The 15,366-nt window shown below is 53.6% G+C and carries 13 protein-coding genes; 1 reads left to right on the top strand and 12 read right to left on the bottom strand.

Features of this window, described 5'->3' with window-relative positions; translation table 11 throughout:
• Position 1: 1 nt before the first annotated feature.
• The 10 genes from JOY50_RS06365 to JOY50_RS06320 all read right to left on the bottom strand — a co-directional run bounded on the left by JOY50_RS06365 (position 2) and on the right by JOY50_RS06320 (position 13,026).
• The gene (locus JOY50_RS06365) at positions 2-1,123 is read right to left on the bottom strand and encodes a Re/Si-specific NAD(P)(+) transhydrogenase subunit alpha (protein ID WP_243054991.1); all 1,122 of its coding nucleotides are present in this window, start codon (positions 1,121-1,123) and stop codon (positions 2-4) included.
• Positions 1,124-1,231: 108 nt separating this feature from the next.
• A complete protein-coding gene (locus JOY50_RS06360) occupies positions 1,232-1,600 on the bottom strand; it encodes a RidA family protein (RefSeq protein ID WP_243054948.1) in 369 nt (122 codons plus the stop codon).
• 120 nt (positions 1,601-1,720) lie between these two features.
• Positions 1,721-3,652 (bottom strand): sigma-54-dependent Fis family transcriptional regulator, encoded by a 1,932-nt coding sequence (locus JOY50_RS06355; protein WP_243054947.1) that lies wholly within the window; start codon positions 3,650-3,652, stop codon positions 1,721-1,723.
• Positions 3,653-3,836: 184 nt separating this feature from the next.
• The gene (locus JOY50_RS06350) at positions 3,837-5,090 is read right to left on the bottom strand and encodes an FAD-binding oxidoreductase (protein WP_243054946.1); all 1,254 of its coding nucleotides are present in this window, start codon (positions 5,088-5,090) and stop codon (positions 3,837-3,839) included.
• Positions 5,091-5,104: 14 nt separating this feature from the next.
• Positions 5,105-5,608, bottom strand: a complete 504-nt coding sequence (locus tag JOY50_RS06345) for a flavin reductase family protein (protein WP_243054945.1) — start codon at positions 5,606-5,608, stop codon at positions 5,105-5,107.
• A 70-nt stretch (positions 5,609-5,678) separates the two neighbouring features.
• Positions 5,679-7,115: an NAD-dependent succinate-semialdehyde dehydrogenase gene (locus tag JOY50_RS06340; RefSeq protein ID WP_243054944.1), complete on the bottom strand. Its 1,437-nt coding sequence runs from the start codon at positions 7,113-7,115 to the stop codon at positions 5,679-5,681.
• A 327-nt stretch (positions 7,116-7,442) separates the two neighbouring features.
• Positions 7,443-9,023, bottom strand: a complete 1,581-nt coding sequence (locus JOY50_RS06335; protein ID WP_243054943.1) for a GMC family oxidoreductase — start codon at positions 9,021-9,023, stop codon at positions 7,443-7,445.
• A gap of 119 nt (positions 9,024-9,142) precedes the next feature.
• Positions 9,143-10,243, bottom strand: coding sequence for an LLM class flavin-dependent oxidoreductase (locus tag JOY50_RS06330; protein ID WP_243054942.1), 1,101 nt, complete (start codon positions 10,241-10,243; stop codon positions 9,143-9,145).
• Positions 10,244-10,454: 211 nt separating this feature from the next.
• Positions 10,455-11,393, bottom strand: a complete 939-nt coding sequence (locus tag JOY50_RS06325) for a D-2-hydroxyacid dehydrogenase (protein WP_243054941.1) — start codon at positions 11,391-11,393, stop codon at positions 10,455-10,457.
• A 28-nt stretch (positions 11,394-11,421) separates the two neighbouring features.
• On the bottom strand, positions 11,422-13,026 hold the full coding sequence (locus tag JOY50_RS06320) for a GMC family oxidoreductase (RefSeq protein WP_243054940.1): 1,605 nt from the start codon (positions 13,024-13,026) through the stop codon (positions 11,422-11,424).
• A 280-nt stretch (positions 13,027-13,306) separates the two neighbouring features.
• On the opposite strand from JOY50_RS06320, the gene JOY50_RS29210 reads away from it, so the two are divergent.
• Positions 13,307-13,621 carry an antibiotic biosynthesis monooxygenase gene (locus JOY50_RS29210; RefSeq protein ID WP_405045968.1) on the top strand — a complete coding sequence of 105 codons (315 nt, stop codon included), beginning with the start codon at positions 13,307-13,309 and terminating at the stop codon, positions 13,619-13,621.
• Between the two features lie 194 nt (positions 13,622-13,815).
• On the opposite strand, the gene JOY50_RS06315 is transcribed toward JOY50_RS29210, so the two are convergent.
• Complete coding sequence (locus JOY50_RS06315) at positions 13,816-14,088, bottom strand: hypothetical protein (RefSeq protein WP_243054939.1); 273 nt, start codon at positions 14,086-14,088, stop codon at positions 13,816-13,818.
• A 132-nt stretch (positions 14,089-14,220) separates the two neighbouring features.
• Complete coding sequence (locus JOY50_RS06310; RefSeq protein ID WP_243054938.1) at positions 14,221-15,249, bottom strand: proline racemase family protein; 1,029 nt, start codon at positions 15,247-15,249, stop codon at positions 14,221-14,223.
• Positions 15,250-15,366: the final 117 nt, after the last annotated feature.

The following is a 15,366-nucleotide window of genomic DNA, read 5'->3' as shown; positions in this document are numbered from 1 at the left end:
CTTAGCCGTTCTTGCGCACGACTTGGCCGTCGCGGCACATCAGGCAGGCCGCGACGATGTCGTCTTCGAGGTTGATGACCAGCTCGCCGTCCTTACCGAACAGCAGCTTCATGAAGTCCAGCAGGTTGCGTGCATACAAGGCCGAGGCATCGGCGCCCACCTGTGCCGGCAAATTGGTTGGGCCGACGATGGTCACACCATGGGCCTGTACCACTTGGTCGGCGACGGTTAGCGGGCAGTTGCCGCCCTGGGCTGCCGCCAGGTCGATGACCACCGAGCCGGGCTTCATCTGTGCCACGGTTTCGGCGCTGAGCAGGGTGGGTGCCTTACGGCCCGGGATCAATGCAGTGGTGATGACTATATCCGCTTGCTTGGCGCGCTCGTGCACGGCCTGGGCCTGACGTTGCATCCAGTTGGCCGGCATTGGCCGGGCATAACCGCCGACGCCTTCGGCGCACTCGCGTTCTTCATCGGTCTCGTAGGGCACGTCGATGAACTTGGCGCCCAGCGACTCAATCTGTTCCTTCACTGCCGGGCGGACATCCGACGCCTCGATTACCGCACCGAGTCGCTTGGCCGTGGCAATTGCCTGCAGGCCTGCGACACCTGCACCCAAGATCAACACGCGGGCGGCCTTAACGGTACCGGCAGCGGTCATCAGCATGGGCATGAAGCGTGGGTAGTGATGGGCAGCCAGCAACACGGCCTTGTAACCGGCGATGTTGGCCTGCGATGACAGTACATCCAGGCATTGGGCTCGTGAGGTGCGCGGCGCGGCTTCTAGGGCGAAGGCGGTTATGCCGCGTTCGGCCATCTTGCCGATCAGATCGCTATTGAATGGATTGAGCGAACCTACGAGAGTAGCTCCGGGCGAAATGAGCTTTAACTCGAGGTCATCAGGTGCTGAGACTTTGAATACGATTTGACACCCGAATGCATCAGTAGAAATTCCTAGTGAGGCTCCTGCTGCCTCAAATGCATCGTCAGGGATGCTCGCGTTGGTACCTGCTCCTCGTTCTACTATTACTTGATGGCCGAGGGCGCATAATTTTTTTATCATCTCCGGTGTCGCTGACACACGCGTTTCACCGGCACGGGTTTCCCTAGGAATACCGATTAGCAAGGCACACGCTCCTGAATAGAAGCGCTGCTTATTGGTCTGATTGCCTTTGCACATCAGATCGATATACAGCGCTATTTGTTGCATTGAGAATATGATCAGGTATGAAAATTATTCTGCAGTTGGACTGCCTGCAGCAGTAATCGCGATTTCCACCAGGGTATCTGGTGTACCCAGCAGGGCCTGAACTGTGGCACGAGTTGGCGCAGCTCCTTCTGGCGCCCATGCATCCCAAACCTCGTTCATGCCGGCGAAATCATTTTCAATGTCCTTGACCCAGATCTGCGCACTTAAAATACGGGTCTTATCGATTCCGGCCTGTGCCAACCATCCATCAATTTTCGCCAGTACCTGGCGTGTCTGGCCTTGAATGTTTTCTGATCGGTCATTGGCTACTTGTCCGCCAACAAAAACCAGGCCGGCGTAACACACTACTCTGCTCATGCGTTGGTTGGTTTCAATTCGCTTAATGTCGTTCATTGCTTTCTCCATTTTTGATGCGGGCAGGCGGAAGCCGCCGATCGCATAAGGCGAACGGCAGCAGGTTTGAAAAACTTTAGGTCGTAGGGTAATACTTATCCCTTACGAGTTTAGAAATAATTACGTGTGGGTTCTTATTACTGTTTTGAGGTCTATGCTGTGTTTTTTGATCTTTCTATACAAGGTCGCTTTGTTGAGGCCTAGTGCGGTAGCTGCAAGTTCAACGTTCGCATCATATCGAGCCAGTACATCAATAAGAGCAAATTTTTCAGCGTCTGTTAACGCGCATCCACCTCGGTCTTCTATCGTGCTCACTGGTGCTGGCAAGGCGGTTTGCATTTTTCGACCAGTTGGTAAGAGAAGATCCTCGGTTCGGATCACTCCGGCTTCTGCAATATGAACAGCCCTGTGCAAGATATTGCGAAGCTCACGAATGTTGCCCGGCCAAGAGTGACTAAGTAGGGCTTGTCTCGCTTGTTCGGAAAGCACGACCTTGTCAGTGTACTTGCGCAGCACCGACTCAATCAGGTGTTCCAAGTCAGCCCGTTCACGCAACGCCGGCAGTTCAATGACGAGTCCAGCGAGCCTGTAGAACAGGTCTGAACGAAACTCCCCACGCTCGATCTTTTCGTGTACGTCGCGATTGGTAGCCGCAATAATTTGCAGGTCTACCCGAATGGCCTTACCCGCTCCCAGCGGTGAGATTTCCCCTGATTCAAGTACCCTAAGCAATCGGGTTTGCAATGCCAGTGGCATGTCCCCGATTTCGTCCAGGAACAGTGTCCCTCCGTTTGCTTCCAGAAGGCGTCCTTTATTGCCTTCACGATTGGCACCAGTGAAGGCTCCTTTACCATACCCGAAAAGCTCGCTGTCGATCAGAGACTCAGGTACTGCGGCGCAGTTGAACGCGACGTAAGGCTTATCACGGCGCTCGCTGTTTGCGTGAATAGCCTTGGCCAGCGTGTCCTTGCCAACACCTGTCTCACCGAGTAGGAGGTAAGGCAAGCCTTTGTCGGCCAATTTCCGTACAAGTTTCACTTGCTTGGCTACGCGATTGTCCCGACCTGCAATGCTGTCCAAATCAACATGAGCAACGTAGGACGGTGTAGCTTCGTCCACCGCCTTCATAGCCTTCGATTGAATGAATGAGGTGATTGGCCTATCTGGGTGTTGTACCTTGGCTGTCAGCAGTGTGCCGTCGCGCAGCAGCCTCAGTTGAACTCGGCCAGCTGAGGCTGCGGCAATCCCCGTGTTGTTGTCCCGCTCGAACACATCCCAGAAGGAAAGTGGAGTTACCCTAGGATCAAGGCCAAAATGCAGTTGGGCCGAATGGTTGGCCCCTACGATGTAGCCCAGCTCATTTATAGCCAAGTGAAGGGCTCGCCCATCGCCACTGCGTATGCTGAAGACGTACTCATTGCAGAAATCTTCGTAGAAGAACCGCTTCTCAAGGCGTGCTGCGCTTTGTTGCGTGACGTGATAGATCACACGGTGTGTTTCCTCGAGAATTCTGGGGTTGCGCGTGGTGAGGTTGATGACGCCGAGGACATTGCCATGTGCATCTCGGAAGGGGGCCGCGACACAGGCTTGGTGAGCAAACTCTTCGAAGAAGTGATCGTCTCGAAAGACTGCAACCGGGCGATTCTCAATGAGGGAGGTGCCGACGCCATTGGTACCCCCAAACTTCTCTAGCCAAACCGATCCCATTCTTTCGTTGTCGCAACGGAACTCTGGAATGGCCGCAACCTCTCCGAGGAGAATGCCGTCGCTATCAGCTAATGCAGCACCATAACCTGCGTTTGAGGCAATCTGCATGACAGCTTCCAGCTCTTCCATTGCGTAAATCAAAGTACGCTCTCCAAGCTTCTCCCTGGCCTCTCGCCACTGGGCGTGTTGTAGTACCGGGACGTCCATGGCCTGTTCGGGACTCAGTCCAAATTCGTCAATGCATCGCTTCCATGACTTCAGGTATGGCCTCCAGGAGGTCGCATCACGCTGCACGCCGCCATCTGCGACATTGATAAGAATTCGTGAACTGTGTTCGCTCGGCATTTTTATTCTCCAGGCCATGCATACGAATACGGAGGCCTTCACACGCGATTAGCACTTCCCACCAAACTGCAATATGTGCGCCGGTTCTGCAACCGGTTATTCCAGCCGAACGTCAGCCGATTTGCGAAATGAGCCAAGCCCTTCGCGAAGCGGCCTTGGGATGACGGTTGATATCCAGTCTTGCTTACGTGAATCGCTCAATCGACAAAGAGGCGAGAGCTGGGACTGCTCGCTTTGCTTTGATCGATGCACAAAGCAAGCTACCCGTATTCGCTGCCCCGGTAAGTCCAAGGTGGCCATGGCCTGTTGCGTACCAAAGGCCAGGTAAACCTTTCGGTGTGCCGATGAGGGGAATGGAGTCTGGACTGCATGGACGGTTGCCCATCCACCTGGTTGAGTGCGCCACATTTACACCCTTCAAGGCGTCAACCAAGTGATTTGCCAGATGAGCAGCACGTTGATCATTTGGCGGCAAAGCCGGATCTTGGAACTCCACCGTGCCGGCTATCCGAACGCTATCTCCCATTGGGCATACGAAAGCTTTGCGATCGGCCAATGCGATGATCCGATTGACTTTCACATTAGGGCTCCAGCTATGCACGTGATAGCCACGCTGGCTGATCAAGGGAAGCTTCACCCCCAATGGTTCCAGTAGTCTGCGGGTAGCAACACCAGACGCGATAATTACGTCCTCGGCGTAGACGATTTTCCCTTCGCCTACATCCACCTTCCAGGAGTCATCGATTCTCTTCAACTCCTTGACCTCAGCTTGGAGGTAGTGACATCCCATAAGTCTGAGAGCACTGAAAAGGCGTTTGCAATACTCGTAGGGATCCGCCAACCAGCTCTGGTCAGGCAGGTACATGGCGGCCTGATAGCGGTCACTCAGGGCAGGCTCAAGCTCCTCCATTTCCCCACGTCCCAACTGCTCACACACAAGGCCTCGCTCGCGTCGAAGTCTCCAGGTAAGCGAGTCTGCCTCCAGGTTTCGACGTGATGTGTAGACGTGGAGCTGCCCTCCGCTCCGAAGGAGATCTAGTGCACCAATATCGCCCATTAATCGGGTGTGGTTTTCTAGAGAACCCGCTAGGAATTTCGAAAGCACATCGGCGGTACGGGTGACATTGCTTTCAGTTGCGGAACGCACGAAAGAGACAAGCCATGGGGCTGCTTTAATCATGTAGTTCAGAGGCACCGATAAGGGGCTCTCGGGGTTAAGCAACATTCCGGGCGCTTGTTTGAGCACACCTGGCATACCAATAGGTGTGACGGAGTTTTCTGAAAGCGCGCCCGAGTTGCCAAATGAGCAGCCGGTTCCCGGTAAGGATGGATCTACAAGAAGTACCTGCTTGCCTTCCTTGAGCAGCGAGTACGCGCAGCACAGCCCAACGATACCAGCACCGACCACGACTACAGGTCGATCAGTGAAACTCATCATCGCTGCGCTCCTGCTCAAGCTGTACGAGCCAATTCAGTCATCGGTACAGCGCAGTGCAAGCCTTTGCCTTTCCAGAGCAGGCAACCTTCGGTGTCTGCCTCTCGGAAGCGAATCTCTTTGATTACACCGATCATGATGCTATGGCTGAAACCATCCAACGCTTCTTTGAGTTCACAGTGAATAGCCGCCACTGCACCTTCGAGCATGGGTACACCGCTGTCGAACGTCCATTCGTGACTGGCAAAACGCTCAGCTCCCTTGAGGCGCGTGAAGGCTTCAACTACTTCACATTGGCTCGGGTGCAGCAGGTTCACAGCAAACTGACCATTACGAAGGATCACGTCATGAGCGGATGCCGATCGATTGACGCAGACCAATACGGATGGTGGTTCTGCAGACAAACTGCAAACTGCAGTCGCAATGATCCCAACTGGCTGACCATTTTCTTGCGTGGTAATGGCATTCACAGCACCAGCGAACTGGCCCATAGCCTTACGGAAGTCATCTACTAGGCACATGGCAAACCCCTGTTATCTTTGTTGTGGGGCCGCCCGCTGTGGCGGGCAGCAAGGACAGCGAGAACAGTCGTTACGCTGGATCCATCTGAGTTACGAACTTGCTGTTGAGATAAGCTTCGATAGCTTCAAGCCCGCCCTCTGAGCCGATTCCAGAGTCTTTGATGCCGCCATAAGGTGTTTCTGGGATAGCCAGGCCGAAATGGTTGGTGCTTATCATCCCCGACTCGACGCTTCTCGAAATTCTGTTGGCGGTTCGCAGGTCAGCAGTCCACGCGTAGGCGGCCAACCCGAATGGCAAGCGATTGGCCTCGTCGATTGCAGATTCAAGCGAGTCAAACGGAATCATCAGGGCGAGGGGGCCAAAGGGCTCTTCGTTCATCACTCGCATGTCTTGAGTGAGGCCGCTGAGAATCGTCGGCTCCAGGAAGAAACCCTTGGTTCCAAACCGACGTCCACCATGCTCAAGGGTGGCACCTTTGGCCAGGGCGTTCTCAATGAGCGACAGCAGCGCTGAAAGGCGTCGCTCGCTGTTCAACGGGCCAAGTGTGGTGGACGGGTCTGTGCCATCGCCAATAACCAGCTGTGCGCAACGAGCTTTGTAGAGCTCAATGAACTTGCGATACACCGGTCTTTCGATCAGGAAGCGGGTAGGTGCTACACACGCTTGGCCTGCGTGTCGGAATTTGGTTGTGAGCAGCACGTCGGCTGCCAGCTCCAGATTAGCGTCAGCGCAAATGATCACTGGGGCGTGGCCGCCCAGTTCCATGGTGGCGCGCTTCATATGGGAGCCAGCTAACGCGGCAAGGTGTTTACCGACGGGGACTGACCCGGTGAAGCTCACCTTGCGGATGATGGGGTGAGGCACTAGATAGCCGGAGATTTCGCTTGGCGTACCGAAAAGCAGACCAATAACTCCGGCTGGCACCCCGGCATCATGCAGGCAACGGAAGAACTCAACCGGAGCTGCCGGGGCTTCCTCTGGGCCCTTGATTATAATCGAGCAACCAGCCGCGAGTGCTGGGCCGACCTTGCGAACGATCTGAGCTACTGGGAAATTCCAAGGAGTGAACCCTACAGCCGGGCCAATTGGTTCCTTGATGACTTGTTGGCTCACTGCGGCGGAGCGGGGTGTAATGACACGACCGTATGCTCGGCGGGCCTCCTCTGAGAACCAGTCGAGAACGTCAGCTGCGGATGCGAGTTCGGCGCGAGCCTCAGCAAGTGGCTTTCCAGCTTGGGCGACCAAGAGTGGAGCTATCTCTTCGCTGCGCTGGCGTAGCAATGTCGCAGCTCCCCGCATGATTTTGCTGCGGTCAAATACTGAGGTATTCCGCCACACTTGAAAACCGCGTTCGGCAGCAGCTAGTGCACGATCCATATCATACCGGCTGGCATGTGCGACTTGGCCTTCGACCTCACTACTTGCCGGATTGATTACATCCAAAAAACGTTCTTCGGAGCCTGAAATCCACTGGCCATCAATAAATAAGTGAGACTGAAGCATCATTGTCCTCTCTATGGGGTCTGCTTATACATTGTTGGGCAGAGTCCCGATGTTGTTTTATTGGGAGTAAGCGCTATTTGATATTTAGCAAGCGTCGTGCCAATAAAATTCCCAGTGTTTTTTATGTCAAAATTTGAGTTTTCGCAACTTGATTGGCGTTTATGCGAAAACGATTCGCATTGGTGCGATTTTTTATGTGGTTAACTAAAAAGGGGGCAGGTGCTATGGAGCAGGTTGTGATTGAACTCTCGCATTTCGATGTAGTTTTTTTGCGTTCTCGCGAATGAAAAAGGGGATCAACGATCCCCTTTAGTTGAATGAGCAGGAGTACTAATGTCTGTTTATAAAATCTACCAGGCGCTCCCCGATCATTACAGTTGGTGCAGTGGTGTTGCCTGAAACCAACCTTGGCATAATTGAAGTATCTGCAATGCGAAGACCTTCTAAGCCATGAACCTTGAGTTGGCAATCAACGACCGCAAGGGCGTCGCTCCCCATCTTGCAGGTGCCGCTTGGGTGTAAGGCCCCCTGAGCAGTGGTGCGCACAAACTCACGGCGCTCGTCCCGATTAGCAAATGGCTGTACAGGCCGGTGGATCCGGTTGACGTATCGTGAAATCGATGGCTGCCGCATGATTTCTTCAGCAAGACGCACGCCTTCCGTGAGGCAATCTAGGTCATAGGGGTCGGACAGATAATTTGGGTCTATAGCAGGATGATCGTCGTGGTTGCGGGATTTCAAGCGCACGCTGCCCACGGAGCGGGGGCGGGTTTGGCAGATATTGATCGTGCAACCATTGCCGCTTGGAGCGCCATCAGTCCCTTGCTCAACCCCCGCACCCGGTAAGAAATGGTACTGAAGATTAGGTTGTGGATCTGTCGGATCGGCATGCCAGAATAGTGCACCCTCGCATAGGTTTGAAGCTGCGGGGCCGCTCCTGGATAATGCGTATTGCAATCCAGCCTGAGCCTGCCAGTGAAGCTGTTTGTATTTGTCATAGCTGTGTTGACCGTTGAGGTCATAGATCAGAAACACATCCATGTGGTCTTGAAGGTTTTTTCCAACGCCCGGTAGGTCATGTACGACTGGGATGCCAACAGCTTTTAGCTCATCAGCAGGCCCGACTCCTGAGAGGAGCATAAGGTGCGGAGATCCGATGGCGCCGGCGCTCAGAATGATCTCCTTCCGAGCGAGAGCCGATTTGACCTCTCCACGCTCGAGGTACTCCACGCCCACTGCGCGCTTACCTTCAAATAAAATTCGGATAACCTTCCTCCCAGTGAGAATCTGGAGGTTTGCTCGTTTACGAGCAGGTGCAATGTAGGCTTCTGCAGCGCTGCAGCGTCGGCCTTCTTTCATTGCCACCTGGTAGAGGCCTGCACCTGCCTGATGGCCAGAGTTAAAGTCGGGATTGAAGGGGATCCCCTGCTCTTGGCAGGCCTTCACCCAAGCCTTAGCTAAATAGTGAGTCGTGCGCTGGGATGAAGTGTGAGCGGGGCCGCCTGAACCGTGTGCTGCACCCGAAAACGTGTCGTTGTGCTCGGCCTTACGGAAAAAGGGAAGCACGTCTTCGTAAGCCCAACCCTCGCAACCTAAACGTGCCCATTCATCGTAGTCATTAGGTATGCCACGTATCGAGACCATGGCATTTACCGAGCTACCTCCGCCAAGCACACGGCCTTGGATCATGTCATGGACGGCATTTCCCTGATGGGCTTGGGGCTCTGTGCGGTAGTGGGTTAGAAATTGCCCCTTGCATGTCTTGTAGTAAGTAGCGGGGATGTGAATGTAAGGGTTGCTATCCTTGGGGCCCTGCTCAAACAGCAATACTGAAACGTGAGGGTCTTCGCTCAGGCGTCCAGCTGCTACACAACCAGCTGGCCCTGCGCCTACTACGATGTAATCGATCATAATCAAACCTCAAAAACGCGCTTGAGGCGACCTGCGTACCTAAGGCATAGCAGGCGCACGCCAGCGGTCGCACCATTGCGATGCGACGCTAGCTGTCATTATTAGGATGATCTGTTGCTTCAGTCTTTGAATTTCGAGCAGTAGTCGGAGAGTTTCGGCATCACCTCTGTCGCCAGCAGTTCCATCGAGCGCTTGTGCACATGAGGAACGTCCCATTCCGTGTGGGTCATTAACAAGGTACCGAACGGCCCGCCCAGGTAATCAACGAAGGCAATCAAGCGATCTAGCACGGTCTTTGGGGAGCCGGACATTACCATCGAATCCAGGCATTTCTTCACTGTGATCTCAGTGAGTGGGGTGTCTGGGGTCGGTGCGAGAATCTGACGCATGTTGAAGCTGTCCATGTCGTCGATGATGTAATCGTAGTACTGGTAGTAGCTCGAACTCTGTTGCTCCAGATACTCCTGGGCCTGCGCATCAGATTCGCCGACGAACACCGACCGTGCAACCCGCCACTGATTTCTGTCGACGGGGCGACCGACCTTCTCGCAGCCGAGAACATACTGTTCCCAGTGAGATTTCACGACGCGATCAGCGATGAAGTTGGCTGATACCACGCTCCAGCCGCGTTCGCCCGCCTGGCGAGCAGTAGAAGAGGAGGGGCTCATTACAGAAATGGCCACAGGTGGGTGCGGCTGTTGCAGTGGCTTCAGCATTGGGCCAAAGCCCAAGCGTTTATTGATAGTTTGGTCGAGGGTGATATCCCAGTACTTGCCAGTGATGTTGTATGGCGGGTGGCTTGCCCAGATCTTGTGAATGATTTCGAGGGAGTCTACCGTCATCTCGGCTCGATTCTTATCGCGCAGGCCGAACAGCTCCATATCAGACACCAGCCCACCCGGGCCGATACCCATGATGAATCGACCGTTCGACAGATAGTCAAATTGGGCTACGTCTCCTGCAATGGTGGCCGGGTGGTGCTGCGGGAGATTCAGTACGCCGGTTGCGAATTTAATTTGTTTTGTTAGGTGAATCAGGGTGGCCATAAACTGCAATGGGTTTGGAATGGGCTCAATGTTGGAGGTGTAGTGTTCGCCAACCCAAGCCTCAGAAAAGCCCAACTGATCAGCCAAAATGATCGCTTCGCGATCTTGAGCCAGCATATCTGCAATAGGCGTCTCAGGGCTATGCAGGGGCATCATGAACATTCCGAGTTTCATAGTCACTCCTCAAATGGATGTGCTAGCGATTTGTTTTTTTACTAGCTGTCCGTACTTTGCAACCCCTATGCCAACATCGCTGTCAGTTTAATTCAGCGATTTGGGCTGCTCTGGTGGCGAATTTGCAAAAAATATTTGCATGATTGTGTTGTGGAAATACAAGTTTGCGAATTACGCTCTTGAGTTGTTTTAGGTGATTAGAGACGGACATTTAGGAAACTACGTTTTGCGGTTTCCCTGTTGCAAAGTTGCGAATATTGCTGGAGATGACATCGCACAGGCTCTTGATGCTGCTAGTGCTTGCCCAGGCAACGTGCGGGGTGATCAAAAGGTTGGCATGCTGGGTTTTCAGCAACGGGTGATCAGCTGCTGGGGGCTCTCCGTCGAGAACATCAAGTGCAGCTCCACCCAGTGATCCGCTATTCAGCGCGTCTAGCAGAGCTTTCTCATCTATGAGCCCACCTCGTGCGGTGTTGATTAGCAAAGCTCCTCGCTTCATGCGCAGAAACTGAGACCGGCCCATCAATTTTGCAGTCTGGGGCGTAAGGGGGCAGTGCAGTGACAATACATCCGCATGGGCCAGAACCTCTTCGAATGGTGTGTAGCCATCCCTCACGGCAGTGGCCTGGGCATGCTCGGCGTACAACACAGTCATTCCAAGGGCCTCGGCCAGACGGCCAGTAGCAGCGCCAATCGATCCCTTGCCTACGATCCCCATCACAGAGCCTGCGATATCCTTGATTGGCTGTTTATGCACGCAAAAGTGCGCGGATGTTGGCCATTCCCGGGATGCGACAAGATATGAAACCTGATGACGGCGCAGGGCGAAGATTGAGCCAATCACTGCCTCTGAGACGCTACGTGTCGAGTAGGCAGGTACATTGGAGACTACTACTCCTCGATCACGGCAGGCTGCTACATCGATGCAGTCATAACCAGTCGCGGCCACACAGATGAGTTTGAGCTGCGGCAGCTGATTCAGATGCTCGGCTCGGATGGCCACCTTGTTAGTAATCGCGATGTCCGCACCCTCCAGTGCAGCAACGACCTCATCAGGCGTGGTGCTGGGTCGTTCAAGCCAGGTGGTGGCTTGTTCGGGGCGAGGCAAGGGGGTCGGTAGACTGCCGGAGTCTAGAAACACGATTTTCATGAAGTTCACCGTAACGTAAGAGGGCATCCTAAGAATCGATGCGCTGGGATGGGTTTTTAATGAAGTCCGCTGCTCGCTCACCGATCATTACGCAGGCGGCATTAGTGTTACCTGACGGTAAATTCGGCATGACCGAAGCGTCGGCCACTCGAAGGCCTTCAACGCCTACAACGCGAAGGAAGGGATCAACAACCGCTTCGCTATCGGAACCCATTCGGCAGGTACCGACAGGATGTAGGGCGCCCTGCGCATAGCGACTTACGTAGCTAGCGATTTCAGAGTCGTTGGTGAAGGCTTTTTCAGGTTGGTGCAGGCGGGCGAGATGTTGAGAAATGCTTGGTTGGGACATCACCTCCATGCCGACGCGAATTCCTTCGATCATGCGGGCCATGTCCTGCTCATGACTCAGGAAGTTAGGTGTGATGACGGCTTGACCGTGGGGATTCGATGGATTCAATTGGAGTGACCCTCGAGAATCTGGCTGAGTCAGACAGATATTGAGGGTGCAGCCATCAGCGTCCTCAAGGGGAGTTACGCCGGACTCGACCCCTGTACCAGGTAGGAAACAGTACTGGATAGTTGGGCGCGAATCATCCTTGCGAGCCCACCAAAAGGCTCCGCCTTCGATAATGTTTGACGCTGCTGGGCCATTTTGGAACAGAGCATACTCAGCGCCCGCTACCGCTTTCATGTGTGCGGATTTGTAACGATCATAGCTACGAGTTGAGCCTAATCGGTAAATCAAATAGACATCCATGTGATCTTGCAGGTTTTGGCCCACGTTTGGAGCGTCGGCAACGATGTCTATGCCTGCCTGGCGGAGATGGTCGGCAGGGCCAATTCCCGAAACCATCAGGAGGCGGGGGGAGTTCAGGGCCCCTGCACTTATTATGATCTCCCGTCGTGCCCGCAGCTTTTGAGGTTTCCCATCCTGAACAACGGATACCTGAGTAGCTCGACGGCCTTCAAATAGAATTTTCTCGACTCGACAGGCTGTCAAAACCGTCAAACCGTGATGAGTGATTGCCGGGTGCACGTATGCCTGGGCCACACTGCTTCTGCGTCCTCTGAATGTGGTGGTCTGATAAAAACCACATCCCAATTGCTGACCAGAGTTAAAGTCCGGGTTGAATGGCATACCGTTTTCCTGGCATGCCTGCACCCAAGCCCTAGTGAGGGGATGAACCGTTCTGGGGCTGGAGACTTTCAGCGGGCCATGCGTACCGTGCATGACGTTGCGGTACGTGTCATTGCCTTCTGCCCGGATAAAAAAAGGGAGCACTTTCTGGAAGCCCCAGTCGGTAGCACCTTGTGCCTCCCAACCGTCATAATCCTCCGGCACACCTCGTACATGCACCATGCCGTTAACAGAGCTTCCACCACCCAGTACTTGACCTTGTACTGTTGTGCTGGCTGCGGAGCGCGATTCTTCGCTTTGGGAGTATTCAAGCCTACGCAGCAGACCACCTGTCGCTGTTTTGTAAAGCATGCCGGGAATATGAATCCATGGGTACCAATCTCTTGGCCCTTCCTCTAGCAATGCCACAGATACATGAGGATCTTCTGCGAGGCGGGCGGCTATAATTCCTCCTGCAGAGCCACCTCCGACGACGATGTAATCGTACTCCTGCATTTCAATGCATCCCGAAATTTTATTGTTAGTGCAAGGCAGAGCAAACCGCGTGCCAAATACCAATGTCGGATAAAAGTCGCCTCCGTTAGTGATGGGTTAATCTAGAGGAGCCTCATAATTCGCAGTTATGCAATGCGCGTGGCAATTTTGCGATTTATTTCGCATGTCCGACGCGGCAGGGTCAATCTGTAGGAGAGGTAGGAGTTGCAGTTTTGAGTATTTCGTGGAGAATTAATGGCAATAATGTTCACTTAATGTCATCTGCTGATCATGCAACTAAATGCACCGGGCAGGGAGACATTTGATGGTATACCTTTTAGCTGGGGCAAGCTACGTGGTATCGATCGAGCCTTGTCGAGGCCGTGAGCTACAGCTGGCAAAGCTCATATTAGAAGTGGCCCAGAAAGCTCACGGGCAATCAGGCTGTATCCAGTGTAACGTTCGCCAGACACCTTCGACTGGAGAGTGGACTATGGATATTGAATGGAGCAGTTGGGAAGAGCTTAAGGCCTGGCTGTACTGTCCAGTCCATCGACCCTTTGATCAGCTCTTATCCTCAGGTAGCATAAGTCGCCTGCAGGTTGATACTGTCTAGTTCTACCCGCCGATCTGAATCGCCTTTGATTCACCAGAAACCTCCACGCTTTCTGTTTACGTCCAAATGTGAGGTGGGTGACTGGTGTCAGAGGTGTTCTCGGATTGAGCTGAGATATTGATCTGCCAATCAGAGTGCTTCAGCTACTGATTGCGAAAAGGGGATTGTCGGGCGCTTGATCAGCTCGGAAAATTTCAGTTCGCTGTTATTTGCCTTCCTTGCACGAGGCTCCTGGATTTCACTTCAAAATCTATATGGAAGCAAGCATTGTTTTTTAGCGCAATGGCATGCCAGCGTCCATTGACGAATGAAATATTTTCTATGTTGTAGTAGTCGTGCTTTTTACAGGTTTCGATAAATAATTCGCGCTGAGTGTCAGCAGTTGAGCTATGTTCGTTTTTGGGAGAGAATCCTGCGGCAGTCCCAGCCTCTATGATTTCCTTAAAAAAAACTGCTCGCTGCTTCATTATTAATTATCCGTTGTTTGGTGGTGCGGGTAGGTTTCGGTACCTACTGATGCTCGGTCTGCATTCAGTAATAAATGCACATATTAAAACTCGCCCATAAAATAAAAGCGGAGCAAAAGCTCCGCTCGTTAATTACTTGAACCAAGTGTCGTTTAAGCGGTACCCATTCGGGAACGGATCTTCTGGATCCACACCATATTGAGAAATGCCAGTTACCCAGGCGCGCCCAGATACCTGTGGGATGACAGCATCAATGTGACCGGCCTTAGCCGTCGAGATAACGCTGCTCTCGAACACAGTGTCGAGAATTGACTCATGGTGGAAAACTTCGCCGGTCTTGATCTCTCCGCGAGCGTGCAGCAAGGCCAGGCGGGCAGAGGTACCTGTGCCGCATGGGCAACGGTCAATGCGGCCAGGGGAGACAACCACGGCGTTCTTGGAGCGCTTTTGCCCATTCTCTGTACGCAGTGGGCCTGCAAAGAGAGTTTGGTTGACTGTGTGAATGCCAGGATTTTCCGGGTGGATGGACTGCAGCTGGGTAGCAGCAGCATGCTTGACCAACTCACCAACGCGAACCAGCTCCCGGGCCTCGTCACGAGCGAGAGTAAAGCCCAGCTTATCTGCGTCAACTATCACGTAGATCATGCCGCCGTAGGCCACATCAACCTTCACCGAGCCATAGCCTTCAACGTCGATAATTGCATCACGGTGCATGACGAAGGAGGGGACGTTGCGGAAGGTCACGCGGCGGCATTTTCCTCCAGTGCAGTCAGCAACCACCTCAACCAGGCCGGCTGGCGTATCTACGCGAACGATCGTCTCTGCGCCTTTCATTGGCAGCATGCCAGTTTCCAGAGCTGCGGTGACGGTGCAGATCAGGTTGGAGCCCGACATCGGTACGTAATAGTCCGATTCGATAACGATCATGCCGATGTCGGCATCTGGATGAATGGGGGGAGTAATCAGGTTGATGGCCGTGTTGACGCTACCACGTGGATCGAACAGCAGCATCTGACGAACCCAATCGTCCTCGCGTTGAAGGGTTTCCATCCGCTCGAACATATTCTTGCCCTTCGGGGGAAGAATGCCGCCAGTGATGACGCGACCTACCTCACCTTCAGCGTGGGCGCCCACAACGGTAACCATACGATCTAAATGCACTGTCTTACTCCTCTTATGAAGTTCAGAGTGGCGGCCCCGCTCCTAACCGGTACGGGGAGCCGCAGTCACAGCTTAACGCTAAAAATGGATATTGGATACAGTATTCGAGGCGTTTTT

The organism is Pseudomonas sp. BP01, from assembly GCF_022760795.1.
GTDB classification, from domain to species: domain Bacteria; phylum Pseudomonadota; class Gammaproteobacteria; order Pseudomonadales; family Pseudomonadaceae; genus Aquipseudomonas; species Aquipseudomonas putida_Q.
Note: the sequence above shows the minus strand (reverse complement) of the source record. Positions and strands in the feature narration are given on the sequence as shown.